Origin of the sequence: Streptomyces sp. NPDC006197, from assembly GCF_040613865.1 — a bacterium.
GTDB lineage: Bacteria > Actinomycetota > Actinomycetes > Streptomycetales > Streptomycetaceae > Streptomyces.
Window position 1 is genome coordinate 38754 of sequence record NZ_JBEXSZ010000006.1, and the last position, 25447, is coordinate 64200.

Sequence of the window (25447 nt, forward strand, 5' to 3'; positions counted from 1 at the left end):
GGGCCGGGGCAACCCTGCCCCCACCTCGCGAGTCACACAGGCGTTCACCTGTTCCACGTGCTTTCCACAGGCCCGGAAAGGCCCCCTCCCTGTGATGACTCGTACCCGGCTGAGCGCGATCGCCGCCACGGCCGCCCTCGCCGCCTCCGGCGGGCTGCTCACCGCCACCCCGGCCGCCGCGGCCGTCACCTGCGCGTCCCCCGTGTGGAAGGCGGAGTTCTTCGCCAACACCACGCTCACCGGCACCCCGAAGCTGACCGCCTGCGACAGCGCGATCGCCGAGAACTACGGCCTCGGCGACCCGGCCGGCGTCACCCTGCCGAAGGACAACTTCTCCGTCCGCTGGTCGGTGACCCGCGACTTCGGCTCCGGCGGCCCGTTCTCCTTCGCCGCCGAGACGCAGGACGGCATCCGCGTCTACCTCGACGGCGTCCGGAGGATCGACCTCTGGAAGAACGTCTCCACCACCCAGAAGAAGACGGTCAACCTGACCGTCCCGGCCGGCAGGCACACCCTCCGCGTCGACTACGTGGCGTGGACGGGCACGGCGAACGTCAAGTTCACGTACGCGCCCGTCACTTCGGCCACCGTGGACAAGGTCCGCCCGCTGGCGCCCGTCGGCGCGACCGTCGCGTACGACAAGGTCCTGAACAGGGCCGCCCTGAAGTGGGCGGCCAACAAGGAGATGGACCTCGCCGGCTACCGCGTCTACCGGCGGCTCGGCACCTCCACCACCTGGACGAAGGTCAGCAGCGCCACCGCCCTGGTCACGACCGCCTCCTTCGTGAACTCCCCGCCGCCGACCGGCCAGACGTACCTCTACGAGGTCCGCGCCGTCGACAAGGCCGGCAACGAGTCCTACGGCTCCGCCGACCTGACCGTCGCCTCGGTGGACAGGACCCCGACCGCCGCCCCCGCCGGCGTGACCGCGAGCGACGGGGCCACCGGCGTCCACCTGGCGTGGCAGCCGGTCACGGGCGCCGTGAAGTACACCGTGCACCGGCAGCGCACCGGCACCACCGACCCCGTCGCCCAGGTCGCGACCGGCGTCACCGGCACCACGTGGACGGACGCCACCGCCGCCGAGAACACCGGCTACACCTACGGGGTCTCGGCCGTCGACGCCGCCGGCAACACCTCCCCGCGCACCACCGTCACCGCCACGCACGGCGACTACGCGCCCGGGGCTCCGAAGGGTCTGACGGCGGTGGACACCGGGAGCTACATGCTGGGCTTCGCCCTGAACTGGACCGCCCCGGCGGACACCGACGTGGTCTCCTACCGCGTCTACCGCGACGGTTTCCTCATCGGAACCACCTCCGCCACCTCCTACACCAACGACACCGGCCTCTGGAAGGGCACGACGTACCGGTACACGGTCACGGCGGTCGACCGGGCCGACAACGAGTCCCCGGCCTCCGGCGAGGCCGTGGTCGCGACCGAGGGCGACCTGGTCGCCCCGGCGCCCGTCACCGGCCTCAAGGCGACGCCGCACGAGGACGGCGTGCTGGTCGAGTGGGACGCGAGCACGGAGCCCGACCTCAAGCGTTACGAGGTCTACCGGGCCGAGAAGTACGACAACGGCGAGGGCGAATCCGGCTGGGTCACCTACCGCGTCGCGTACCTCGCCAAGGACGCCACCTCGTTCCTCCACCCCAACGCGGCGGACGGCGAGACCGTGATGTACACCGTGATCGCCGTGGACCAGTGGGAGAACATGCTCCACGCGACCGACCCGAACCTGAACTGGGTCGAGGTCACCGAACTCGGCACCCCCGTCACCGAGTAGCGGCGACCCACGCGGCGGCCTCCTCCGGGGTCGCCGCCACCGGGACGCCGGACGGGACCGGCGGGCGGCGGACCACCACGACCGGGAGGCCCGCCTCGCGGGCCGCCGTCAGTTTCGGGGCGGTCGCCGCACCGCCGCTGTCCTTCGTCACCACCACGTCGATCCGGTGCCGGGCGAGGATCTCCCGCTCGCCGTCCAGGGTGAAGGGGCCCCGGTCGAGGAGGACCTCGGTGCGGGCCGGCACCGGGGCGTCCGGGGCGTCCACCGAGCGGACCAGGAACCACTGCGGGCAGGCGGCGAAGGCCGCGAGGCCCATGCGGCCGGTCGTCAGGAAGACGCGGTCGCCCAGGCCGTCCAGGGCCCGGGCCGCCTCCTCCAGGGACGCCACCGGGCGCCAGTCGTCGCCGTCCACCGGGACCCACCCGGGACGGCGCAGCGCCAACAGGGGAACATGGGTGGTGGCGGCCGCCCGGGCCGCGTTGAAGCTGATCCGCTCGGCGAAGGGATGGGTGGCGTCGATGACCGCGTCCACGGCGTGCCCCGCCATCCAGTCCACGAGACCGTCGACGCCCCCGAACCCCCCGATCCGGACCTCCCCGGCCGGCAGTCGGGGGCTCGCCACCCGCCCCGCGAGGGAACTGGTGACCCGGACCCGGCCGTGCAGCAGCCCGGCGAGGGCGCGGGCCTCGGTGGTCCCGCCGAGAACGAGTACGTGCACAGGAGCCCCTTCGTGACGTCAGGCGGCGGGCGTGAGGCCCAACTCAAGCACACCGGCCTCCGCCCGGGCTGGACGACCGGTGCCTGCGCGACCGCGGCCACCACCGCCGCGTACACCGCGCTGCTCACCGGCGACTTCCCGGACCCGGTGACGATCACGCTCCCGAAGGGGCAGACGCCGTCCTTCGCGCTGACCGCCGAGTCCCTGACGGCCGATGCCGCCATGGCCGCCGTCGTCAAGGACGCCGGCGACGACCCGGACGTCACCCACGGGGCCGTGATCCGCTCGACCGTACGGCTCCTGCCGCCCGGCTCCGGGGTCGTCTTCCGCGCGGGCCCCGGCGTCGGCACCGTCACCCTGCCCGGTCTCCCCCTCGACGTCGGCGAACCCGCGATCAACCCCGTGCCCCGGCGGCTGATGCGCGAACACGTCGCCGCCGTCGCCGCCGCGCACGGCGCCCCCGGCGACGTCGAGATCACGATCTCCGTCGACGACGGCGCCGAGATCGCCCGCTCCACCTGGAACCCGCGCATCGGCATCCTCGGCGGCCTGTCGATCCTCGGCACGACCGGCGTCGTCGTCCCGTACTCCTGCTCCGCCTGGATCGACTCCATCCGCCGGGGCGTCGACGTGGCCCGCGCGGGCGGTCTCACCCACGTGGCGGGCTGCACCGGCTCCACCTCCGAGCGGACCGTCACGGAGCTCTACGACCTGCCGGAGATCGCGCTCCTCGACATGGGCGACTTCGCGGGCGCCGTCCTCAAGTACGTCCGCCGCCACCCCGTCGACCGGCTCACGATCTGCGGCGGCTTCGCCAAGCTCTCCAAACTGGCCGCCGGCCACCTGGACCTCCACTCGGCCCGCTCCCAGGTCGACAAGGCCTTCCTCGCCGAGCTCGCCCGCACGGGCGGCGCCTCCGAGGCCCTCGCCGCCGAGATCGCCGCCGCCAACACGGGCCTCGCCGCCCTCCGCCTCTGCGAGGCCGCGGGAGTGCCCCTGGGCGACCTCGTCGCCGCCCGCGCCCGCGACGAGGCCCTCGCGGTCCTGCGGGGCGCCCCGGTCGCCGTGGACGTGATCTGCATCGACCGCGCGGGCGTCGTCGTGGGACGGTCGGCGGTGGCCGGGCCTTAATACGGGCGACAACCCCTGCGGCGGCCGCCGAGAATCCCGGGATGAGCGACTTCTCGTACAAGCCCACCCTCACCGGCGACCTGGTGGCCCTCCGTCCCGTCACCGAAGCGGACGTGCCCGCGCTGCTGCCGCTCTTCGAGGACCCGGAGGTCACCCGGCTCACCGGCGGCCACACGTCGTTCGACGAGGCGGCCCTGCGGAAGTGGTACGGCTCACGCGGGGCGCAGGACGACCGGCTCGACCTCGCCGTGGTCGAGCGGACCACCGGGCGGGTCGTCGGCGAGGCCGTCCTCAACGAGTGGGACCCGGACAACGAGAGCTGCGCCTTCCGGATCGCCTTCGTCCCGGACGCCGTCGGCCGGGGCCTCGGCACGGAGGCGACCCGGCTGATCGTCGGCCACGGCTTCGAGACGCTCGGCCTGTACCGGATCTGGCTGGAGGTCTACGCGTTCAACCCCCGCGCCCGCCGCGCCTACGAGAAGGCCGGCTTCCGGGCGGAGGGCGTATTGCGCGGGGCGCTGCTGTGGGAGGGGGAGCGGGTGGACGCGACGGTGATGTCGGTGATCGCTCCGGAGTGGGGGGCTGTTCAGGCGGGGTAGCCGATCTCCGCGATGTCCTCGGCGAGGTCGGGGAGCGCCACCTGGGGGTTGAGGCGCGCCACCAGCTCCGGGGTCAGCGGCTCCAGGGCCAGGACGTGGCGCACGGCCTCGACGTCGACCGGCTGCTCGTAGTAGTCGGCCGCCCATTCCGCGTACGCCTCCGCCGAGCGGTCCGTCAGCAGGTGGAGGAGGCGACCGGAGCCGTCCGGGTCCTCGTGGCCGTCCAGGTCCGGGAACTCGACCGGGCCCGTCCGCCAGGCCGTGTCGGCGGTCTCGCGCCACAGGCAGGCGGTGGTCACGTGCACCCCGTCCTCGTCCGTGAACGCCGGCTCCGTCAGGTACTCCCGGAAGGCCTCCGGGACCCCGTCGAGCACCCCGGGCCAGGTCCGCCCGTCCGCGAGCGGCCCGTAGGGGCTCAGCGGCGACTCGTGGTCGAAGACGCGCGCGTACGCCCCCGCCGGGGAGAGGACGATCGTGTACTCACCACCGGAACCGTCCCGCATCGACGCCAGCTGCTCGGTCTCCGACCAGTGCGCGTCGAAGGAGTAGTACCGGCCCTCCCACTCCGGGCTCAGGACGGCGTCCAGCATCGCGAGCCCTCGGCTGTGGTCGCGCAGTTCCTCGATGCCCGGCAGCGCCCGGGCCACGTCGTAGACGGTCACGGGAGCATTCAAGCCCCTGTCACCGACATGCGGCACCACGGCCCCGCTCCTAGGCTGGCCACGGCAGAGTTCCCCGTTCCCCGAGCGAGAGGGAGTCCCATGGCGAAGCGCGGCAACAAGAAGCGGGCCCGCAAGAAGAAGAAGGCGAACCACGGCAAGCGGCCGAACGCCTGACGCACGTGCGGCGGGGCCCCGGGAACCTCCCGGGGCCCCGCCGCATGCCGGTGTGCGGCTCAGCAGGCGTGGCGGTCCCGCGCCGGGTCGTACAGGTGGCTGTCGCGGAACCCCGAGGCCCCCAGCGTGCGGCCCACGATGATGACGGCCGTCTTCGTGATGCCCGCCGCCTTCGTCTGCTCCGCGATGTCCTCCAGGGTGCCCCGCAGGACCACCTCGTCCGGGCGGCTGGCCATCGCGACGACGGCGGCCGGGCAGTCGGCGCCGTAGTGGGGGACGAGTTCGCCGACGACCCGGTCGACGTAGCGCGCGGCGAGGTGGAGGACGAGCAGGGCGCCGCTGCGGCCGAGGGTGGCGAGGTCCTCGCCCTCCGGCATGGGGGTGGCCTGCTGGGCGATGCGGGTGAGGATGACGGTCTGGCCGACCGTCGGGACGGTGAGTTCCCGCTTCAGGGCGGCCGCCGCCGCCGCGAACGCCGGGACGCCGGGCACGACCTCGTACGGGATGCCGGCCGCGTCCAGGCGGCGCATCTGCTCGGCCACGGCGCTGAAGACCGACGGGTCGCCGGAGTGCAGCCGGGCGACGTCCCGGCCGGCCTCGTGGGCGGCGGTGATCTCGGCGACGATCTGGTCGAGGTCCATCTTCGCCGTGTCGACGAGCTTCGCGTCCGGCGGGCACTCGGCGAGCAGCTCGGTGGGGACGAGGGAGCCGGCGTAGAGGCAGACCCCGCACTCGGCGAGGGTCCGCGCGCCGCGCACGGTGATCAGGTCGGCCGCGCCGGGGCCCGCGCCGATGAAGTAGACGGTCATTGCTCTGTTGAACCCTTCGTTACGGACCACTGGGTGACGGGCATGGCCTGGCGCCAGCCGGTGAAGCCGCCCACGGGCACGGCGGTGGAGACGGCGAGCCGGACCAGTTCGCCGCCGTGGCGGCCGTACCACCGGGCCAGCAGCGCCTCGGATTCCAGCGTCACGGTGTTGGCGACGAGCCGGCCGCCGGGCGGCAGGGCCTCCCAGCAGGTGTCGAGCAGGCCGGGTGCGGTGAGGCCGCCGCCGACGAAGATCGCGTCGGGGGTTTCCAGATCGGCCAGGCCCGTCGGGGCGGCGGCCGTGACGACGCGCAGGCCCGGTACGCCGAGGGCGTCGGCGTTGCGGGTGATGCGGGCGGCCCGCTCGGGGGACTTCTCGACGGCGATCGCCCGGCAGGAGCGGTGGGTCCGCATCCATTCGACGCCGATGGAGCCGGAGCCGCCGCCGACGTCCCAGAGGAGTTCGCCGGGGGCGGGGGCGAGGGCGGCGAGGGTGGCGGCGCGCACGTACCGCTTGGTGAGCTGGCCGTCGTGCTCGTACGCCTCGTCGGGGAGTCCGGGCACGGCGCCGAGGCGGAGGGTGCCGGGGTCGCGGGCGCAGTCGAGGGCGAGGACGTTGAGGGGGTCGGTGCGCTGGTGCGGCCAGTCGGCGGCGGTCCCGTCGAGGACCCGCTCGGCGGGGCCGCCGAGCTGTTCGAGGACGCGGACGCGGGTGCCGCTCCAGCCGGTCGTGCGCAGCAGCTCCGCGACCCGCGCGGCGGTGTCGGCGCCTTCGCTGAGCACGAGGAGGCGGCGGCCCTCGTGCAGGGCGGCGGAGAGCGCGGCGAGCGGCCGGGCGACGAGGGAGAGCGTCTCGGTCGCCTCCAGGGGCCAGCCGAGGCGGGCGCAGGCGTACGAGACGGAGGACGGGTGCGGGTGGACGTGGAGGCGGTCGGCGCCGACGGTCTCCGCGAGGGTGCGGGCGATGCCGTAGAAGGAGGGGTCGCCGCTGGCGAGGACGGCGATCGCGCGGCCCTGGTGGGCGGCGAGCAGTCCGGGGACGGCGGGGCGGAGGGGGGAGGGCCAGGCGATCCGCTCGCCGGGGCAGTCGTCCTCCGGGAGGAGGCCGAGCTGGCGGGGGGCGCCGAGCAGGACCTCGGCGGCGCGCAGGGCGCGGCGGGCGGTCTCGGGGAGCCCGTCCCAGCCGTCCGCGCCGATCCCGACGACCGACACCACCGATATCGCAGCGTTCACGTCCGGGACTCTACGTGAGGGCCGCAGGTGGGCGGCACGTGGCGGCCCTCACTCACCTCTGGGCGTTCTGCCCGACGTAGAAGAGCAGCCAGACGAAGCCGGCGAAGGCGTGGGTGGCGAAGACGTACACGAAGACGCGGAGCATCACGCCCCGCTCCTTCCAGCGCTCGCTGTCGTGGGTCTTCCCGGTCATGCGCTCCAGGGTACGGGCGTGGGTGGAGGGGGCCGGCCCGGAATAGGGGAGGGGGTCGCGCGGTTCGAGGTAATAGTTTAAGCTTCAACCAACAGCAGGAACCGCGAGAGGTGAGCACGATGCAGTTCGGGATCTTCACCGTCGGCGACGTGACGACCGACCCCACCACCGGCCGCACCCCCACCGAGCACGAGCGCATCAAGAACACCGTCGCGATCGCGCTCAAGGCGGAGGAGGTCGGGCTCGACGTCTTCGCGACCGGCGAGCACCACAACCCGCCGTTCGTCCCGTCCTCCCCGACGACGCTCCTCGGGCACATAGCCGCCCGCACGGAGAACCTGATCCTGTCGACCTCCACCACCCTGATCACCACCAACGACCCGGTGAAGATCGCCGAGGACTACGCGACCCTCCAGCACCTCGCCGACGGCCGCGTGGACCTGATGATGGGCCGCGGCAACACCGGCCCGGTCTACCCGTGGTTCGGCCAGGACATCCGCCAGGGCATCCCGCTCGCCATCGAGAACTACGCGCTCCTCCACAAGCTGTGGAGGGAGGACGTGGTCGACTGGGAGGGCAGGTTCCGCAGCGCCCTCCAGGGCTTCACCTCCACCCCGCGCCCCCTCGACGGCGTCCCGCCGTTCGTCTGGCACGGCTCCATCCGCTCCCCCGAGATCGCCGAACAGGCCGCCTACTACGGCGACGGCTTCTTCGCGAACCACATCTTCTGGCCCAAGCAGCACACCGAGAAGATGGTCCGCCTCTACCGGCAGCGGTACGCGCACTACGGCCACGGCACCCCCGAGCAGGCCATCGTCGGCCTCGGCGGCCAGGTCTTCCTGCGGAAGAACTCGCAGGACGCGGTACGGGAGTTCCGCCCGTACTTCGACAACGCGCCGGTCTACGGCCACGGTCCGAGCCTGGAGGAGTTCAGCCGCGAGACCCCGCTGACCGTCGGCTCCCCGCAGGAGGTCATCGAGCGCACGCTCTCCTTCCGCGAGTACGTGGGCGACTACCAGCGCCAGCTGTTCCTCGTCGACCACGCCGGACTGCCCCTCAAGACGGTCCTGGAACAGCTCGACCTGCTCGGCGAGGAGGTCATTCCGGTGCTGCGCAAGGAGTTCGCGAACCTGCGGCCCGCCGGAGTGCCGGAGACCGCCCCGCTCCACCCCGCCGTCGTCCCGAACGCCCCGAAGGAGGTCTGACGCCATGCAGACGTTGAAGCTGGTCGCCGTGTCCGCCGGACTCAGCGCCCCCTCCTCCACCCGGCTCCTCGCCGACCGGCTCCTCCAGGCGGCCCGGTACCGGCTGGCCGAGCAGGAGTACGCCGTCGACGTCGAGGTCGTCGAACTGCGCGACCTGGCCGTCGACATCGCGAAGAACTTCGTGACGGGCTACCCGTCGGCCGCGCTCCAGGAGGCGATCGACAAGGTCACGGGCGCGGACGGGGTCATCGCGGTCACCCCCGTCTTCACGGCTTCCTACAGCGGCCTGTTCAAGTCCTTCTTCGACCTCGTCGACCCGGCGGCGCTCACGGGGACCCCGGTCCTCGTCGCCGCGACGGGCGGCACCGCCCGCCACTCCCTCGTCCTCGACCACGCCCTGCGACCCCTCTTCGCCTACCTGCGGGCCCTCGTCGTCCCCACCGCGGTCTACGCGGCCTCGGAGGACTGGGGCACCGGCGGCGACGAGTACACGGAGGGCCTGCCGGCCCGGATCACCCGCGCGGGCAACGAGTTCGCGGACACGGTGGCGGGGAGGCCGGCGCGGCGCACGGAGGACGACGAGATCGTCCCCTTCGAGAAGCAACTGGCGGACCTGCGCCTGGACTGACACCCCGCCGCGTGGGCGCTCGTCCCGCAGAACGGGACGATCGCCCACGACGGGGAGGTCACCACGGTGCGGGGCGGCCCCTGGCGTCCTCGTGCGTGTAGAAGAGATAGAACGCGGCGACGCCGACGACCAGCCCCACGATGAGCCCCAGCAGCGCCGACGAGTAGACGCTCGCGTCGGTGACGCTGTAGAGGAAGCCGACGGCGATGCCGGCGAGGGCGCCCCAGGCGACGGCGCGGGCCTCGCGGGGCAGGGCGCGACCGTACCGCCGGAGGGCGTACAGAGCACCGGCGAGGACGACGGCGGAGACGATGCCGAGCCAGAACTGACCCCAGCTGAGCCCGCCGCCGTCGCGGGCGTTCACCTCCGCGTAGAACCCGTACAGGACGCCGATCGTGACCGGGAGTCCCCAGCCGTGCGTGCTGACTCGGCGCCGGTTGGGCACCGCTGCGTGTGCGGCCATGGCAGGAGCTCCTTCGTGTCCGGCCCCCCTGGTTCCCGGTTCCCGCACCCTCCAGGGCACACCCCCGCCCGGCGGCCCGCAAGTGGATCAGTCGGCGGGCCGTGCGGCGACGGCGTCGGTCCCGAAGAGGGTCCCCGGCAGGGCGAGCGCCTGGAACTGCTTGTCGAGATGGAGACGAGGAGAGGAAAGAGGCCCCCGTCACACGCTCGTGACACGGCGGCGAAGTTCCCGTCGAACAAGATCCATAACTTTGTTCACACAGCCCGCCGAACCTCCAACGGCCCCACCCGAACGAGCAGACGGCATGCGGCTCTCCTCTTCCACACCTGTCTTCCAGGAGTCGTCATGCGCACCGCCCTTCGCACCGCCATCACCACCGCCGCCCTCGCCGGTGCCGTCCTCGCCCCGGCCGTCGGCGCCTTCGCCGCGACGCCCGCCCCGACCGCGACCCCGACGGCCACCGCGACCCGGGCCCCGGCGGCGCCCGCCGCCACCCGGGCCCCGGCCACCGAGGCACCGAAGGTCCAGGCGCCGAAGACCGAGGGCACGACCCCGGGCACGACGGGAAGCGCGTCCGAGGGCACCACGAACGGGCAGCTCGGTGAGCAGGGCCCGGAGGGGGCGGCGGGCACCGGCCTCGGCCGCCGCCCGCTCGCCGACGGCGGATACGCCGAGCTCTACCGCACGAGCACCGGCGGCTACCTCGCCGAGCTCCACTCCCCCCAGGGCAAGGTCACGGGCCGCCTGAAGGCGGACGGCCGCGGCGCGGGCGACCAGTTCGGCACCGTCTTCGTCGTCCTGGAGGCCGACGGCACCCTCACCTCCTGGCGCAACCCGCAGCCGGGTGGCGGCGACTTCAGCGAGGTCCGCGAGGGCTGCACGGTGACCCGGTCCGCCGCCGCGCCCTTCGAGGGCGTGTCCATGGCCCTGACGAACAGCCCCAAGGGCCCGGTCGCGAAGCTCAGCCAGAACGGCAAGGTCATCGCGGTCCTCGACCGCGGCCACGACACGGCCCTCTACGGCGGCGCCCGCATCAAGGGCCTGCTCGACCCGGCCCCGGCGGTGCCGATGCTCCAGATGCGGGTGCACGGCGGCCCGATCCCGTGGGCGGGCCTGGCTTTCCCGGCAGTCCCGAAGAACTGCGCCACCGACTCGGAGAAGACCCCGGACACGGGCTCCGGCACGAGCACCGGCACCGGCACCGGCACCGGCACGAACCAGGGCGCCACCGCCGCGCCCGCCGCGCAGCACGCGACCCGGACCGGCGCCGAGGCGGCCACCGCCCCGCAGACCTCCGTCGTCCCCAACGGCTCCGTCGCCGCCGGTGCGGAGCCGGTCGCCGCCGACCGCACCCCCGCCTTCGCGGGCGGCGCGGCCCTGGCGGGAGCGGGCGCGGCAGGTGTCGCCCTGGCGCTGTTCCGTCGTCGCGGAACCGCTGCCTGATCCCCGTACGACCCACGCGTCCGGCGACGGGCCGGTGCCCCGCCCTCCCCCGGGCGGGGCACCTCGCGTTCGTCCCCGCTCAGCCCCGCTCAGCCGCCACCGCCGCCAGTCGCCCCAGTGCCTCGTCGAGTACCGCGTGGGGCGGGGACGCGAGGCCGATCCGGATCGCGTCGAAAGCAGCGCCGCGGCCCACCGCGAAGACCTCGCCGGGGGTGACCGCCACGCCCGCGCGTGCGGCGGCGGCCGCCGTGAAGGTCTCCGCGCGCCAGGGCGCGGGCAGCTCCCACCAGCAGTAGTAGGCGTGCGGGGAGGTCCGGAGCGCGTGCCCGGCGAGCCGCTGCCGGAGCAGGGCGTGCCGGGCCCTGGTGTCGGCCCGTTTGGCGGCGACGGCCTCGGCGACGGTGCCGTCGTCGGTCCAGCGGGTGGCGGCGGCGAGGGCGAGTCCGCCGGCCGTCCAGGCCCCGGAGCGCAGGGCGTCGGCCACCGCCGTACGGAGTCTTCCCGGCACCACGACGTAGCCGACGGTCAGGCCGGGGGCGAGCCGTTTGGAGAGGCTGTCGACGAGGAGGACCCGCTCGGGCGCGTGCGCGGCGAGCGGCGCGGGCGCGTCGGGGAGGAGGAAGGCCCAGGTGGTGTCCTCGACGGCGGTCAGGTCCAGGCGGCGGAGGAGTTCGGCGAGTTCGGCCCGCCGGACTTCCCCGGTGGTGGTGGAGAGCGGGTTGTGCAGGGTGGGCTGGAGGTAGACGGCGGCGAGGGGCGCGGCCCGGTGGGCGGCTTCGACAGCCTCCGGCCGCACCCCTTCCGCATCGAGGGCGAGGGGCACGAGCCGGATGCCGAGGCGTTCGGCGACCGCTTTGACCAGGGGGTACGTGAGCGCTTCGACGCCGAGGCGGCCGCCGGGCGGGACGAGGGCGAAGAGCGCGGCGGCGAGGGCCTGTCGGGCGTTCCCCGCGAAGAGGACGTTCTCGGGGTCCGGCGCCCAGCCGGGCCGGGCGAGGACGGTGACCGCCGCCTCCTGGGCCTCGGGGGTGCCGACGGCGGCGGCCGGGCGGGAGACGGCCTCGGCGAGCACGTCGGGCCGGGCGAGCGCCGCGAGCGCGCGGGCCATCAGCTCCGACTGGCCTTCGGCGACCGGGTAGTTGAGCTGGAGGTCGACGGGCGCGGCGCCGGTCGCCTCGGCGAGGGCGGGTCCGGGCAGCGGGGGTGCGGCACGGACGAAGGTGCCGCGGCCGACCTCGCCGACGACGAGGCCGCGGCGGGCCAGCTCCCCGTACACCCGGATCGCCGTCGAGTTCGCGATCCTGTGGCGGCGGGCGAAGACCCGCTGCGGCGGCAGCCGGTCGCCGGGGCGCAGCCGCCCGTCCCGTACGGCGGCCTCGACCCGGTCCGCGATCCTGCGGTACTCCTCCATCCAAACCCCCATTGCACCGAGAGCAAAGATCTTATTGCACCGAGAAGTTGGGGCTGCCTAGCCTGCGGTCATGCGCTTCACCGACATCCTCGCCACCCGGATCCACTTCGAGGACCGGGGTTCCGGCCCCGCCCTCCTCCTCGTCCACGGCCACCCCTTCGACCACACCATGTGGCAGCCCCAGATCGACCGCTTCTCCCTCACCCACCGGGTGATCGCCCCCGATCTGCGGGGCTACGGCATCACCCCGCTGGGCGCCGAGACCGAGGTCACCGGCCTCGGCGACTTCGCCGAGGACCTCATCGACCTCCTCGACGATCTGGAGATCGACGACTGCGTCGTCGCCGGCCTCTCCATGGGCGGCCAGATCGCCATGGAGCTCGTCCGCCGCCACCCCGAGCGGGTCCGGGGCCTCGTCCTCGCCGACACCTTCCCGGCCGCCGAGACCGAGGGCGGCAGGAAGACCCGGAACGCCATGGCCGACCGGCTCCTGCGGGAGGGCATGCGCGGGTACGCCGACGAGGTGCTGGACCGGATGGTCGCCCCGTACAACACGCACGCCGCGCCGCACGTCCACCGCATGATGTGCGCCACCGACCCGGTCGCCGCGGCCGCCGCCCTGCGCGGCCGGGCCGAGCGCCCCGACTACCGGGAGACGCTCGCCGCCGTCACGGTCCCCGCACTCGTCGTCGTCGGCCGCGACGACACGTACACGCCGGTGGCGGACGCGGAGGAGATGCACGCCCTGCTCCCCCACTCGACGCTCACCGTGATCGAACGGGCCGCGCACCTGCCCAACCTGGAACGGCCCGAGGAGTTCGACGCGGCCCTCGACGCCTTCCTTCGCTCACTCGTTCGGCCCCGTTGAAAGTTCGGAATCGTACGAACACTCCGACGATGGGGCCATGAGCCAGAACACCACATCACGCAAGACGGCCCCCCAGCCGAGCACCGCCGGCGCCTGGGCCTCCGGCGGCACCCTCTTCGCCGGTGTCCTCATGCTGGTCACCGGCTTCATGGACGTCTTCCAGGGCATCGCCGGCATCGCCGAGGACGACGTCTACGCCCGCGTCGGCGACTACGTCTTCAAGTTCAACCTCACCACCTGGGGATGGATCCACCTCGTCCTCGGCGTCATCGTCGCCATCGCCGGCTACGGCATCCTCAAGGGCGCCGAGTGGGGCCGGGTCGCCGGCATCTCCCTGGCCTCCCTCAACGTCCTCTTCCACTTCCTCTTCCTGCCCTACCAGCCGTGGTGGGCGCTCTTCTCCATGGCCATCTCGATCTTCGTGATCTGGGCGCTGGCGACGGACGAGGCGTACGGCCCGGACGAGCGGTTCTGAGACGCCGGCCCATGGAACGAGGAACCGGAACCGTCCTCGCCGCCACCGCCGCCGCCCTCCTCGCCCTCACCGGCTGCGACGCCGCCAAGGACAAGGCCGGCGAGATCGTCTCCTCCGCCACGGCGGCCGTCGCCTCGGCCGCCCAGGAGAAGATGAACCAGGTCAAGGACGGGGTGAACGCCACCGACGACGTACGCGCCGGGGCCACGCGCACCGACGGGGACCGCACGGTCGCCGAGATCACCGCGACCAACCCCAAGGACAAGAACGCCGACTACACGATCATGGTCAACTTCCGTGACACGGAAGGGAACTTCCTCGACTCCGTCGTCCTGAACATCAACGACGTCGCACCCGGGAAGTCCAGGACCGGCACCGCCCGCAGCAACCGGACCCTCTCGGGCGGGACGAAGGCGGAGATCGCGCAAGCGCTCCGTCACTGAGCCGCGCGGTCGCCCCTCCCCTCTCGACCTGCGCGCCCGGCGCCGATCCGCCACGCTGAAGGCATGGACAACGACGAGATCCTGGACGACATCGGCGCCCTCGTCGAGGAGGAGCGCGCCCTGCGGCAGCGCACCGGCGGGCTCCTCCCCGAGGAACGCACCCGCCTCGCGGAGCTCGAGGTACGCCTCGACCAGTGCTGGGACCTGCTGCGGCAGCGGCGCGCGAAGGCGGAATTCGGGGAGGACCCGGACACGGCGGCCCTCCGCCCGGCCGCGGAGGTCGAGTCCTACCGCAACTGACGGACCCGGGCCACCTCCGTGTGGGCAATCGTCCCGCAGGGCGGGACGGGTGGGCACACGGGACGGCGCGCTCAGCGGCGCCTCCGCGTTCCGCGCCTGAACCCGCACCACGAGTGCGGCGCGCATCCGGTGCGGGTCAGGGCGCGAGAGCCTCTGGCGCCGGCAAGGGCGCCGTTCCGTTGTGCCCACCCGTTCCGCCCCAGCGGAACGATTGCCCACAACGGGGGCGGGTGGGCACCGCCCCAGCGGAACGACTGCCCACAACGGGGTGGCGGGGGAGCGTGCGGCGTACGTTGGTCGCATGGCTCGGCCCGTACGGATCACCCCACCCGCCTGGCTCACCGCCGGCCTGAAGCCGGCCCCCGCGCCGATCCCCTGGGCCGCCGTCGCCCGGGCCGCCGTCGCGATGTCGGCGCCGCTCGCCGTCGGCCTGGCGGCGGGGCAGCCGGCGTACGGGGCGCTGGTCTCGATGGGCGCGCTCTCGGGCGTGATCGGGGACACCGCCGACGCCTACCGGATGCGGGTCTTCAACATCGCGGTGCCGCAGGCGTTCGGCGCGCTGGGGGTCACCCTGGGGACCCTCGCGTTCGGGCACGGGTGGGCCGCCGTCGCCACCCTCACCCTCGTCGCCCTGGTCTCCGGGATGATCTCCTCGATCGGCGCGGTCGCCTCCGTCTCGGGCCTGCTCCTGCTGCTCAACGCGGTCGTCGGCGCGGGCCTGCCGATGCCGGACCCGTGGTGGAAGGCGCCCGTCCTCCTCGCCCTCGGCGGCCTGTTCGTCCTCGTCCTCTCGCTCCTCGGCTGGCCGATGCGCCGCGCCGCCCCCGAGCGGGAGGCCGTGGCGGCGACCTACCGGACCGTCGCCGAGCTGTACGAGGCGACCGGCACGGCCGCGTACGACGAGAAGCGGCAGGCCGTCACCGCCTCCCTCAACCAGTCGTACGACCTGGTCCTCGCCCGCCGGGCCCGCCAGCACGGCCGCGCCGCACCGCTGGTGCGGATCCTGGCCCAGCTCAACGTGGTCGTCCCGCTCGTCGAGGCCGCCGCCGCCGCGCATCTGAGGGCCCGGCTGATCGGCCCGCTGCCCCCGGCGATCCCGGCGGCGGTGCGGGGGCTCGCGGACGCCGTCGAGGAGGGCCGCACCGGGACCCCCGTACTGGATCTGCCGGTGCCCGAGCGGCCCGCCGAAAGGGCCGTCGACCACGCCCTGCGGCACGCGGCGGCCGTCGTCCACAAGGCGGACCCCGACCCGTACAACGTCGACGACCGTCTCGGCCGCCCCGCCGCGCTCCGGATCCGGGCCCGCCGGGCCGCCCGCGCGGTCCTGCTCTCGGAGGCGTCCTGGCGGTACGGCCTGCGGCTGGCGCTCTGCGTCGGCCTCGCGCAGGCCCTGGTCTCGCTGATCCCCGTGCCCCGCTCGTACTGGGTGGCGCTCACCGTCACCTTCGTCATGAAGCCGGACTTCGGCTCGGTCTTCTCGCGGGCCGTGCTCCGCGCCGCCGGCACGGCCGCCGGGCTGGTCCTCGCCGCCCTCGTCCTCTCCGAGGTCCCCAGGGGATGGTGGGACGTCCCCGTGATGTGCGTCCTCGCCGCCCTCGTCCCCGCCTTCTCCGCGAAGGGGTACGCCTTCCAGACGGCGGCCATCACCCCGGTCATCCTGCTGCTCTCCGACACGCTCAACCACCAGGGCTTCGACCTCGTCCTGCCCCGGCTGTACGACTCGCTCATCGGCTGCGGGATCGCACTGGTCGCCGGCTACCTCCTCTGGCCGGAGTCCTGGCACTCCCGGATCGGGGACCGGCTCGCGGACGCGGTCGCGGACACCGCCGCGTACGTGGCCTGCGCGTTCGACGGGGCCGGGCCGGACCAGGGCGGGCGGCTGCGGGCCCGCCGGAAGCTCTACCGGGACCTGTCGGCCGTCCGCTCGGAGTTCCAGCGGGCCCTGACCGAACCGCCGCCGACGGGCGCCCGGGCCGCCGCCTGGTGGCCGCTCGTCGTCGCCGTGGAACGGATCGTGGACGCGACGACCGCCGCCCGGATCCGGGTCGACCACGGCGCCCCGGCACCCGACCCGGCGGAGGTCGCCGACGTGCGGCGGGAGTTGCGGGAGCTCGCGGACGGGCTGCGCGACACCGACACCCTCGTGGAGGTCCGCGCGGAGCTCCCCGGCGACGAGAACGGAGTCCTCGCGCCGCTCCGCCAGGAGGTGAGCGCGGCCCGCGCCATCGCCGGTCCCGACCTGCGGTAAACCCTCCTCGGGGGGCGTACGGGAGAACTTACCGGCGGTCACGGAACGGAACCCTCCCCACCACCGTTACCGGAAGCCACCCGGGCGACTACGATGCGCTCGATTCACCGTGATCCGCGCCCGCCGCCGCCGGCAACCGGCCCGGCGGACGGGCCACTCAGCCCTGCCACAGTCCTGCCTCAGCCCCCGCGCCCCCGAGGACCCGCCATGCGCACCACCACGAACAGAGGGCTCCAGCCCAACGTCCTCGGTACCTTCGACACGATCGTGATGGCCGTCGCCGGCAGCGCCCCCGCCTATTCGCTGGCCGCGACCACCGCCGTCCTCTTCGGCGCGGTCGGCCTCGCCGGACCCGCCGCGCTGCTCTACTGCGCGATACCGATGCTCGGCATCGTCCTCGCGTACGCCCGCCTCGGCCGCATCGACGTCAACGCCGGCGCCGGGTACTCCTGGGTGGGCCGCACCCTCCACCCCTTCCTCGGCTTCCTCTCCGGCTGGGCGCTCGTCTTCGCCGCCACCGTGTTCATGGTGGCCGGTTCGCTGCCCGCCGGGACCCTCACGCTCTCCCTGATCGACCCGGACCTCGCCGCGAACACCCCGCTCGCCGCGGCCGTCGGCGCCGGCTGGTTCCTGATGATGCTGCTCGTCGTCCTGGGCGGCGCCCGGCTCACCGTACGGGCGCAGCTCGTGATGTCCGGCGTCGAGATGCTGATCCTGCTCGCCTTCGTCCTGGCCGCCGTCGCGCACCGGGGCCGGGCCACCGCCTTCGACTGGTCCTGGTTCGCCCTCGACCACTTCCACGGGCCGGACACCTTCGCCGCCGGGGCGCTGATCGCCGCGTTCTACTACTGGGGCTGGGACGTCACCAGCAACCTCAGCGAGGAGACCCGCGACAGCCGCCGCACCGCCGGACTCGCCGCGCTCGTCGGCGTCGGCTTCGTCTTCCTCCTCTTCGAGGCCTTCACCGTCGCCGTCAACGTCCTGCTGAGCGCCGAGGAGATCCGCGCCGCCGGACCCAACGTCCTCGCCGTCCTCGGCCAGGAGATCTGGCCCGGCGTCGGCGGCAAACTGCTCGTCGTGGCCGTCCTGCTGTCCACCGTCGCCACCCTGGAGACCACGCTCCTCCAGGTCACCCGCTCGCTCTTCGCGATGGGCCGCGACCGGACCCTGCCGGCCGCGCTCGGCCTCGTGCACCGCCGCTGGAACACCCCGTGGGTCGCGGTCGCCGCCGTCGGCGGCGCCGCCCTCCTGATGTTCTGCGCGGCCGCGGCCGCCGGCTCGGTGCAGCAGATCCTCAGCGACGCCGTCTCCGCGATCGGCCTCCAGATCGCCTTCTACTACGGCCTCGCGGGCATCGCCGCCGTCGTCGCGTACAAGGCGGTCCTGTTCCGCTCCGTACGGAACCTGGTCCTCGGCGGCCTCTGGCCGCTGCTCGGCTCCGCGTTCATGCTCTGGGCCTTCGTCGAGTCCCTCGGCGAGCTCTCCACGACCGCCCTCGCCATCGGTCTGGGCGGCCTGCTCCTCGGCGTGGTCCCGCTCCTCGTGTACTGGCGGAAGGGCAGCGACTACTACCGCCCGGCCCGCCTCGACGCGGTCCGCGCGCTCGCGGCGGCGGAGGGCTCGGCACCGGCCACCCGCCCGCGCACGGGAACCCGCGACAAGAGCTACGCGACGGACTTCTGACCCGCCCCCGCACGCACGCAGCGACTTCTGACGGCAGCCGAACCCGAAGGAGGCCCCCGATGGCCGTACGCCGCCGCTCCGCGCGCCCGGCGCGACCGGAGCGCTTCGCGCCCGACTTCGACCCGGACTTCGGGGACCGGGCGCTGACCGAGGCGCGCCACGACATCGTCATCGGCCGCTGGCAGGGCGTACGGGACCTGCTCGCCGCCACCGGTACGGACTGGGCGCGCCGCACCCACCGGCTGCGGCTCCTCTCGCACGCCGCCGCCGGCAGCTCCACCGTCGAGACCTGGCGGGCCGCCGAGCCCGGCAACCCCGACGCCGCCGTGCTGCGGGCCGCGACCGAGGTGGTCCGCGTCTTCGACGCGGCCATCGCGGCCGGCCGGGGCGCCGCCATCGAGCGGGGCCGGATCGACGCCGCCGTCGACGCCTGCCGGAGCGCGGCCGAGGCCGCGCCGGCCGACCCGATGCCCTGGGTGTCGCTGCTCTCGGTGGCCCGGCTGTACGAGGGCGGGGTGCCGCGCCGCGAACTGCGCCACTGGTTCGACGAGTTGCGGCGCCGCGACCCGTACAACACCGAGGGCCACATCCAGGTGCTCCGCTACTGGTCGGCGCGGTGGCACGGCACGCACGGCAGCATGTACGACTTCGCCCGCGACGCGGCGGGCGTGGCACCGCCCGGCTCGCCGCTGCCGGTCCTGGTGCAGGTGGCCCGGGTCGAGGAGTACCGGTACATCGCGGACGGGGCGCTCGGCCGGGGCCCGGTGCGCGGCTTCGACCAGCACTGGAAGCACGAGCTGGCGGTGACCGAGCTGCGCCGTACCCACGCGCGCTGGATCGGCGGGCGGGGCCCGGAGCGCCCGGTGGCACCGGAAGAGGTCGGCGACCTCAACTTCCTGGCACACGCGGCCTGTTACGCCGGGCAGGTGGAGATCGCCCGGGAGCTGATGGGTCTCCTCGGCACGCGGGCGGCGTGGGTGCCGTGGTCGTACACGGGCGCTCCGGAGGAGCAGTTCACCAGGTTCAGGGAGGGCCTGGGAGTGGAGTGACTCCCAGGCCCCGGACTCGGCGGGTCCCTGGACTCGGCGGGTTCAGACGCCGATGTCGCGGCCGTCCGTGCGCCACACGGCGACGACCGACGGGCGAACGATCTTCCCCGGTCCGTCGGGCCAGACGGAGGCGGGCTTCTCGACGGAGGCGCCGTCGACCTCGCCCGGGTGCTGCACGGAGACGAGGACGCGGCGGTCCTGGACGAGCGGACCGCAGGTCTCGGCGCCGGTCGGCACGGTCAGGAACTGCTTGAGCTCACCGCGCCGCTCGCCGCGCGTGGCGACGCCGAACAGGCCGTCGTGCGAGCCGAGCTGGTTGCCGTCGGTGGCGATCCACAGGTTGCCGTGCGGGTCGAAGGCGACGTTGTCCGGGCAGGAGATCGGGGAGACCTGCTCCTTGGGGAAGCCGGCGAAGTAGGTGGCCGGGTCGTTCGGGTCGCCGGCGACGAGGAACAGCCGCCACGCGAAGCCGTCGCTCGCCGGGTCGTCCCAGTGCTCGGCGAGCTCCAGGATCTGCCCGTGCTTGTTGAGGTTGCGCGGGTTGGCCTCGTCGGCGGGCGCGTACCCGGCCTTGCCGCGGTTGGAGTTGTTGGTCAGCGCCACGTACACGCGACCGCTGCGCGGGGACGGCTCGACGTCCTCGGGACGGTCCATCTTCGTCGCGCCGACCTTGTCACCGGCGAGACGGGTGAAGACGTACACCTCCTCGGCGGTCATGTCGGGGACGTGCGAGACGGCACCGTCGGGACCGGCCGTGGCGAGCGGGATCCACACGCCGGAACCGTCGAACTCGCCGTCGGAGGGCAGCTTGCCGCTGCCGTCGACCTCGGCGGCGGGGCTGTCGCCGGTCAGCTTGGCGACGTAGAGGGTGCCCTCGTCGAGGAGGGTGAGGTTGTGCGCGTGCGCGGCCCGCGACGAACCCTTCTTCATCCGCTTGCTCGACACGAACTTGTAGAAGTAGTCGAACCGCTCGTCGTCGCCCATGTAGACGACCGGCCGGCCGTCCTCGGTGAGCCGGGGCTGCGCGGCCTCGTGCTTGAAGCGGCCGAGCGCGGTGCGCTTGCGGGGCGTCGACTCCGGGTCGTACGGGTCGAGCTCGACGACCCAGCCGAAGCGGTGCACCTCGTTGGGCTCCTGCGCGAGGTCGAAGCGCTTGTCGAACCGCTCCCACTTCCGCTCCGAGGCCCCGGTGCCGACGCCGTACCGCTTGTCCGTGGCGCTCGACCCGTTGGCGAAGTACTGGTTGAAGTTCTCCTCGCCGTGGAGGGTGGTGCCCCACGGGGTGGTGCCGCCGGCGCAGTTGTTGAGCGTGCCGAGGACGGTACGGCCGGCCGGGTCGGCGGAGGTCTTCAGCAGGTCGCTCCCGGCGGCGGGCCCGGCGACCTCGAACTCGCTCGTCGTGTGGAGACGACGGTTGAGGTGGTGGCGGCTGACGGCCGTCAGCTTCCCGGTCCGGTGCTCCTCCTGGACCACGACGACGGACAGGCCGTGCGCGGCCCAGGCGATCTCGACCTGCTCGCGGGTCGGGTTCGCGGCGTCGTACCCCCGGAACATCAGGACTTCGTCGGTGTACTCGTGATTCGCGACGAGGACCTGACGGTGGTGCTCCCCGCGCAGCGGCAGCAGGGAGAGGAAGTCGTTGTTGTAGCCGAACTGGCCGGCCTGCGCCTTCGCGGTCTGGTTCTCGGAGTCGAAGGCGGGCGCACCGCGGAGGATGGGCTCGCCCCAGCGGATGACCACGTTCTGGCCGTACCCGGAGGGGACGGTGACCCGGTCGTCGTTGTTGGGAGCGACGGGCGCGAAACGCAGACCACGGGCGCCGTCGGCCGGCTTCCGCGGCTGGGCGGCGACGGCCTCGGGGGCGTTCCCGACGGCCACGGCCCCGCCGACGGCGGAGGCGACGGTCACGACGGCGGCGGCGCGCAGCGCGGAACGGCGGGAGAGCGCGCCGGCTATGACGTCGCCGACGTACTCGTTGTCGCTGGTGTTGGGCACCTCGTGGAAGCAGGCGTCACCGCAGCGGAACCGGCAGGTGAGGGCGGAACGTCCGCCTCCGTGGGGGTTCGTGCTCAGCAGCGGCAGCAGTTTGCGCACTTCGTCCTCCTCCGGCGCAGACCGCGCCGACATGGTGTCGGGATTGCTTCGGCGGCGACGCTATGGGCGTAGATCTGCACAGGGGCGGCACCGGAGTGAACGGCGCATGAATGCACGGCAACCGGCGGCGACCGGGGCGCCGGAGGCGGGAGGGGCGGCCGCTAACCTTACGTATCCGCCCTGGCCAGGGATGAAAGTCCCGAAACGCCCAGTACGGACATTCACACTGCACCCCACTCATGCGAAAGGGTTCGCCCATGGGTATTCGGAGCATGCTGCGCAAGGTGTTCGGCCGGGACCGCGAGGACTCCCCGGCAACCTCCGTCCCGCCCCAGACGCGTGAGACCCCGGAGGCCGTGGAGGCCGTGAAGCCCGAGGGGACTGCGGGGGCCGTGGAGACGGCGGGGGCCGTGGAGACGGCAGAGGCCGTGAAGACGGCGGAGGCCGTGGAAACCGCGGAGGCCGGGGAGACGGCGGAGCTTCGGGAGGCCCCGGAGACGGCGGCCCGCCGGGCGGCGGACGACCTGGTGGCGGCGGCCTTCGACAACCCGCAGATCCCGAAGGCGCGGACGGCTGACGCCGGGGAGACGGGGAAGGCGACCGCGGCTGCGGAGGCGGGCGAGACCGCAGCTCCGGCGGCGGAGCCGGACGCCGAGGCGTCTGCGGCTCCGGCCGCGGAGCCGATCACCGAGGAACCGGCCGAGGCTGCGGTGGACACGGCGGCGGCGCCGGACGCCGAAGAGTCGACCGCGGACGCGGCGGCCGAGCCGGCAGAGCCGGAGACGGCCGTCGTCACGGACGAGCCCACCGTCGCGGCGGAGCCGGAGACGGCCGTCGCCGACGAGGCACAGGCCGAGGCCGACGTTCCGGCGGAGCCGGAGACGGCCGTTGCCACGGACGCCGACGCGGAGACGCCCGAAACCGCCGCCGAGACGGAAGAGGCCGTCGCCGACGAGGCCCAGGCCGAGACGACCCCTCAGGCCGAGGCCGCCGCTGCGGACGAGCCGCAGGCCGAGGCCGACGCCCCGGCGGAGTCGGAGACGGCCGTCGTCACGGACGAGCCGGTCGCCGTCGCGGCGGCCGACGTCGAGGCCCAGGCCGACGAGGCCCAGGCCGAGGCGGCCGAAGAAGCCCAGGCCACGGACACGGTCACGGACACGGACATCGCCACGGAGACCCCCGTCCCCGCCGTCCCCCTCGCCGCCGTCAAGGCCGTCGCCCCGCACCTCGCGGACGCGTACAAGGCCGCCGGGGCGCAGCTCAAGAAGCAGGGGCTCACGGGGGCGCGGGCGGCCGTGTACCTCGTGGTGGACCGGTCGGGTTCGATGCGCGGGTACTTCAAGGACGGTTCCGTGCAGCGGCTCGCCGAGCAGGTCACCGCGCTCGCGGCGCACCTCGACGAGGACGCCACGGTCACGACCGTGTTCTTCTCGACGGACATCGACGGCACGGTCGACCTGACCCCCGCCGACCTCACCCCCACCCGGATCGAGGAGATCAACGGCACCCTCGGCCGCCTGGGCCGCACCAACTACCACCGCGCCGTGGAGGAGGTCCTCGCCCACCACGAGAAGGCGGACCCGGCCCGCCCGGCCCTGGTGGTGTTCCAGACGGACGGCGCGCCGGAGTCGAAGACGGCCGCGACGCAGGCCCTCGCCGAGGCGGCCGAGAAGCCGCTGACCTGGCGGTTCGTGGTCTGGGGCGAGGAGGACAACAAGGCCTTCGACTACCTCCGGAAGCTCGACGGCACCCCCCGTACGGGGACGTACTTCGCGGGCACGACCCCCGTGGAGGCGACGCACGCGGCGTTCTACCGGGGCCTGCTGGCCGGCCTGGAGCTCTAGGTACGAGAGGCGGTGACGGTGACCGGCAGGGTCACCGTCACCACCAGCCCGCCGCCCTCCGCGGCGGACCGCGCCACGACCCGTACGGCCCCGCCGTGCGCGACGGCGATCGACCGCACGATGGAGAGCCCGAGCCCCGCGCCGGGCCCCGTCCGGTCCCGCCCCTCCCCCCGCCGGAAGGGTTCGAAGAGCCCGTCGACGTCACCGGCGGGGACGACCGGCCCGGTGTTGACGACGGTGAGGACCCCGTCCTCGGCCCGTACGCCCACTTCACCCCCCGGCACGTTGTACGCGATCGCGTTCGCGACGAGGTTCCGCACGAGCTGCGCGAGCAGCACCCGGCTCCCCCGTACGACACCGCCGTCGGCGACCACGCACGCGTCCGGGTACTCCTCGGCGACGACCTCCCCGAGCCGCACGGGGTCCTGTTCGGCGAGCCCCCGCTCGCTCCGCGCGAGGAGCAGCAGCCCGTCGATGAGGCGCTCGCTGCGCCGGTTGGCGTCGAGGAGGACCTGCCGGACGTCGCAGTCGTCGTCGAGTCCGATCTGGATCGCGGCGCGCTGGGTGGCGAGCGGGGTCCGCAGTTCGTGGGAGGCGTTGGCGATGAACCGGCGCTGGCTGTCGAAGGCGGTTTCCAGGCGTCCGAGCAGCGCGTCGATCGTGTCGCCGAGTTCCTTGAGCTCGTCGTCGGGTCCGCGCACGGCCAGCCGGTCGCCGAGGTTCCGCTCGGAGAGCAGGCGGGCGCGGGCGGTCATCTCGTGGACGGGCCGCAGGACGCGCCCGGCGGTCCACCAGCCGACGACGACGGCGCCGCAGGCCATGACGAGCAGGGCCAGGGAGGACCACATGAGCATCTGCTCGCCGGCGGCCCGGCTGACGTCGTCGCCGATCCGGTACGCCTCGGCGAAGGCGACGTCGTCGTCCGCCCGCGCGACGATCGCGTCGGCGTCGGCGTCCGTACCGGCTCTGACCAGCAGGTTCACGAGGAGCAGCAGAACCGCGCCGAGGACGAGGAAGACGCCTCCGTAGACGAGGGCGATGCGGGTACGGATGGTGGACCCGGCGCCGAGGAGTCCGGGGCGGCTGCTCAAAGCGCGTACCCCACGCCCTGCACGGTCCGGATGAGGCCCGGCTCGCCCAGCTTGGCCCGCAGCTTGCTCATGCAGACCCGTACGGCCCCGGTGAAGGGGTCGGTATGGGCGTCCCAGGCGCGTTCGAGGAGCTCCTCGGCGGAGACGACGGCGCCGTCGGCCTCCAGGAGGAGCTGGAGGACGGTGAACTCCTTGGGGGAGAGGTCGAGGTCCCGCCCGTCGCGGACGGCGGTCCGCCGGACGGTGTCCATGAGGAGGCCGCCGCGTGCGAGGAGGGGCGGGAGGGCGGGGCGGGCGGAGCGGCGCCGGAGGGCGCGGACGCGGGAGACGAGCTCGGGGAAGTCGAAGGGCTTGCCGAGGTAGTCGTCGGCGCCGAGGTCGAGGCCGTCGACGCGGTCCTCGACGGCGGAGGAGGCGGTGAGCATGAGGATCCGGGTGGGGGACCCGGCGGCGAGGAGCCGCCGGGCCACGTCGTCGCCGTGGACGCGGGGCAGATCACGGTCGAGGACGAGCACGTCGTAGGGGCTGGGGGCGTCGTACGGCCGGGCGGCACCGTACGGACTGCCACCACCGTCGGGCGGCCCGGCGGCGCCGTCGCGCGGCCAGGCAGCGCCGTCGCGCGGCCAGGCAGCGCCGTACGGACTGCCGACGCCGTACGGAATGACGGCCTCGCACGGCCCGGCGGCGCCGTACGAAGGCAGCCCGAGCGCCTCCAGGGCGTCGTCCCCGGCGTGCACGGTGTCGACGGCGAAGCCGGCCCGTCGCAGGCCGGTGGCGAGGAGGGCGGCGAGGTCGAGCTCGTCCTCGGCTACGAGTACACGCATGCCGCTCATCATCCCCACCCCCCGGTTCGCGGATGTGAGTGGATCTTCGTACGACGGTTAGGATTTCGACC

General features: G+C 73.8%; 24 protein-coding genes. 14 read left to right on the forward strand and 10 right to left on the reverse strand.

Annotated elements, in window-relative coordinates:
• Positions 1 to 94: 94 nt before the first annotated feature.
• Positions 95 to 1789, forward strand: a complete 1695-nt coding sequence (locus tag ABZ318_RS03035; protein WP_356900738.1) for a PA14 domain-containing protein — start codon at positions 95 to 97, stop codon at positions 1787 to 1789.
• On the opposite strand, the gene ABZ318_RS03040 is transcribed toward ABZ318_RS03035, so the two are convergent.
• Positions 1779 to 2507 carry a cobalt-precorrin-6A reductase gene (locus ABZ318_RS03040; protein WP_356900739.1) on the reverse strand — a complete coding sequence of 243 codons (729 nt, stop codon included), beginning with the start codon at positions 2505 to 2507 and terminating at the stop codon, positions 1779 to 1781. The two genes, ABZ318_RS03035 and ABZ318_RS03040, sit on opposite strands and share 11 nt — an antisense overlap.
• A 12-nt stretch (positions 2508 to 2519) precedes the next feature.
• On the opposite strand from ABZ318_RS03040, the gene ABZ318_RS03045 reads away from it, so the two are divergent.
• Together ABZ318_RS03045 and ABZ318_RS03050 are read left to right on the forward strand one after the other, a co-directional pair.
• Positions 2520 to 3638, forward strand: a complete 1119-nt coding sequence (locus ABZ318_RS03045; RefSeq protein WP_356900740.1) for a cobalt-precorrin-5B (C(1))-methyltransferase — start codon at positions 2520 to 2522, stop codon at positions 3636 to 3638.
• Positions 3639 to 3679: 41 nt separating this feature from the next.
• Complete coding sequence (locus ABZ318_RS03050) at positions 3680 to 4237, forward strand: GNAT family protein (RefSeq protein ID WP_356900741.1); 558 nt, start codon at positions 3680 to 3682, stop codon at positions 4235 to 4237.
• Here the strand turns inward: ABZ318_RS03050 and ABZ318_RS03055 are convergent.
• The 4 genes from ABZ318_RS03055 to ABZ318_RS03070 all read right to left on the reverse strand — a co-directional run bounded on the left by ABZ318_RS03055 (position 4225) and on the right by ABZ318_RS03070 (position 7307).
• Entirely contained in the window at positions 4225 to 4899 is a 675-nt protein-coding gene (locus tag ABZ318_RS03055) for a hypothetical protein (RefSeq protein WP_356900742.1), read from the reverse strand. The genes ABZ318_RS03050 and ABZ318_RS03055 overlap by 13 nt on opposite strands.
• Before the next feature lie 233 nt (positions 4900 to 5132).
• Positions 5133 to 5882, reverse strand: coding sequence for a precorrin-4 C(11)-methyltransferase (gene cobM, locus ABZ318_RS03060; RefSeq protein WP_356900743.1), 750 nt, complete (start codon positions 5880 to 5882; stop codon positions 5133 to 5135).
• The gene (cbiE, locus tag ABZ318_RS03065) at positions 5879 to 7114 is read right to left on the reverse strand and encodes a precorrin-6y C5,15-methyltransferase (decarboxylating) subunit CbiE (protein WP_356900744.1); all 1236 of its coding nucleotides are present in this window, start codon (positions 7112 to 7114) and stop codon (positions 5879 to 5881) included. The genes cobM and cbiE overlap by 4 nt, the downstream gene beginning before the upstream one ends.
• 52 nt (positions 7115 to 7166) lie before the next feature.
• Positions 7167 to 7307: a DUF6126 family protein gene (locus ABZ318_RS03070; RefSeq protein WP_356900745.1), complete on the reverse strand. Its 141-nt coding sequence runs from the start codon at positions 7305 to 7307 to the stop codon at positions 7167 to 7169.
• Positions 7308 to 7426: 119 nt separating this feature from the next.
• Between ABZ318_RS03070 and ABZ318_RS03075 the strand changes: the two genes are divergently transcribed.
• Together ABZ318_RS03075 and ABZ318_RS03080 are read left to right on the forward strand one after the other, a co-directional pair.
• Complete coding sequence (locus ABZ318_RS03075) at positions 7427 to 8512, forward strand: LLM class flavin-dependent oxidoreductase (protein WP_356900806.1); 1086 nt, start codon at positions 7427 to 7429, stop codon at positions 8510 to 8512.
• A 4-nt stretch (positions 8513 to 8516) separates the two neighbouring features.
• The gene (locus tag ABZ318_RS03080) at positions 8517 to 9140 is read left to right on the forward strand and encodes an FMN reductase (RefSeq protein ID WP_356900746.1); all 624 of its coding nucleotides are present in this window, start codon (positions 8517 to 8519) and stop codon (positions 9138 to 9140) included.
• A 58-nt stretch (positions 9141 to 9198) separates the two neighbouring features.
• On the opposite strand, the gene ABZ318_RS03085 is transcribed toward ABZ318_RS03080, so the two are convergent.
• Positions 9199 to 9603, reverse strand: a complete 405-nt coding sequence (locus ABZ318_RS03085; protein WP_356900747.1) for a hypothetical protein — start codon at positions 9601 to 9603, stop codon at positions 9199 to 9201.
• Between the two features lie 345 nt (positions 9604 to 9948).
• On the opposite strand from ABZ318_RS03085, the gene ABZ318_RS03090 reads away from it, so the two are divergent.
• Complete coding sequence (locus ABZ318_RS03090; protein WP_356900748.1) at positions 9949 to 11046, forward strand: hypothetical protein; 1098 nt, start codon at positions 9949 to 9951, stop codon at positions 11044 to 11046.
• Between the two features lie 79 nt (positions 11047 to 11125).
• Here the strand turns inward: ABZ318_RS03090 and ABZ318_RS03095 are convergent, their stop codons facing one another.
• Positions 11126 to 12457, reverse strand: a complete 1332-nt coding sequence (locus ABZ318_RS03095) for a PLP-dependent aminotransferase family protein (protein WP_356900749.1) — start codon at positions 12455 to 12457, stop codon at positions 11126 to 11128.
• 70 nt (positions 12458 to 12527) lie between these two features.
• On the opposite strand from ABZ318_RS03095, the gene ABZ318_RS03100 reads away from it, so the two are divergent.
• The 7 genes from ABZ318_RS03100 to ABZ318_RS03130 all read left to right on the forward strand — a co-directional run bounded on the left by ABZ318_RS03100 (position 12528) and on the right by ABZ318_RS03130 (position 19523).
• A complete protein-coding gene (locus ABZ318_RS03100) occupies positions 12528 to 13325 on the forward strand; it encodes an alpha/beta hydrolase (protein WP_356900750.1) in 798 nt (265 codons plus the stop codon).
• Between the two features lie 37 nt (positions 13326 to 13362).
• On the forward strand, positions 13363 to 13800 hold the full coding sequence (locus ABZ318_RS03105; RefSeq protein ID WP_356900751.1) for a hypothetical protein: 438 nt from the start codon (positions 13363 to 13365) through the stop codon (positions 13798 to 13800).
• Positions 13801 to 13811: 11 nt separating this feature from the next.
• The gene (locus tag ABZ318_RS03110; RefSeq protein WP_356900752.1) at positions 13812 to 14243 is read left to right on the forward strand and encodes a hypothetical protein; all 432 of its coding nucleotides are present in this window, start codon (positions 13812 to 13814) and stop codon (positions 14241 to 14243) included.
• A 63-nt stretch (positions 14244 to 14306) separates the two neighbouring features.
• Positions 14307 to 14543, forward strand: coding sequence for a DUF2630 family protein (locus ABZ318_RS03115; protein WP_123453390.1), 237 nt, complete (start codon positions 14307 to 14309; stop codon positions 14541 to 14543).
• A gap of 301 nt (positions 14544 to 14844) precedes the next feature.
• The gene (locus tag ABZ318_RS03120) at positions 14845 to 16791 is read left to right on the forward strand and encodes an FUSC family protein (protein ID WP_356900753.1); all 1947 of its coding nucleotides are present in this window, start codon (positions 14845 to 14847) and stop codon (positions 16789 to 16791) included.
• 207 nt (positions 16792 to 16998) lie between these two features.
• Positions 16999 to 18474 carry an APC family permease gene (locus ABZ318_RS03125; RefSeq protein WP_356900754.1) on the forward strand — a complete coding sequence of 492 codons (1476 nt, stop codon included), beginning with the start codon at positions 16999 to 17001 and terminating at the stop codon, positions 18472 to 18474.
• Between the two features lie 59 nt (positions 18475 to 18533).
• Positions 18534 to 19523 carry a hypothetical protein gene (locus ABZ318_RS03130; RefSeq protein ID WP_356900755.1) on the forward strand — a complete coding sequence of 330 codons (990 nt, stop codon included), beginning with the start codon at positions 18534 to 18536 and terminating at the stop codon, positions 19521 to 19523.
• 42 nt (positions 19524 to 19565) lie between these two features.
• On the opposite strand, the gene ABZ318_RS03135 is transcribed toward ABZ318_RS03130, so the two are convergent.
• Positions 19566 to 21617 (reverse strand): PhoX family protein, encoded by a 2052-nt coding sequence (locus tag ABZ318_RS03135; protein ID WP_356900756.1) that lies wholly within the window; start codon positions 21615 to 21617, stop codon positions 19566 to 19568.
• A gap of 257 nt (positions 21618 to 21874) precedes the next feature.
• Here ABZ318_RS03135 and ABZ318_RS03140 point away from each other — a divergent pair, with 257 nt between their 5' ends.
• Complete coding sequence (locus ABZ318_RS03140) at positions 21875 to 23461, forward strand: VWA domain-containing protein (protein ID WP_356900757.1); 1587 nt, start codon at positions 21875 to 21877, stop codon at positions 23459 to 23461.
• On the opposite strand, the gene ABZ318_RS03145 is transcribed toward ABZ318_RS03140, so the two are convergent.
• Both ABZ318_RS03145 and ABZ318_RS03150 read right to left on the reverse strand, forming a co-directional pair.
• Complete coding sequence (locus ABZ318_RS03145; protein ID WP_356900758.1) at positions 23458 to 24552, reverse strand: ATP-binding protein; 1095 nt, start codon at positions 24550 to 24552, stop codon at positions 23458 to 23460. The two genes, ABZ318_RS03140 and ABZ318_RS03145, sit on opposite strands and share 4 nt — an antisense overlap.
• Entirely contained in the window at positions 24549 to 25376 is an 828-nt protein-coding gene (locus tag ABZ318_RS03150; protein ID WP_356900759.1) for a response regulator transcription factor, read from the reverse strand. The genes ABZ318_RS03145 and ABZ318_RS03150 overlap by 4 nt, the downstream gene beginning before the upstream one ends.
• Between the last annotated feature and the right edge of the window lie 71 nt (positions 25377 to 25447).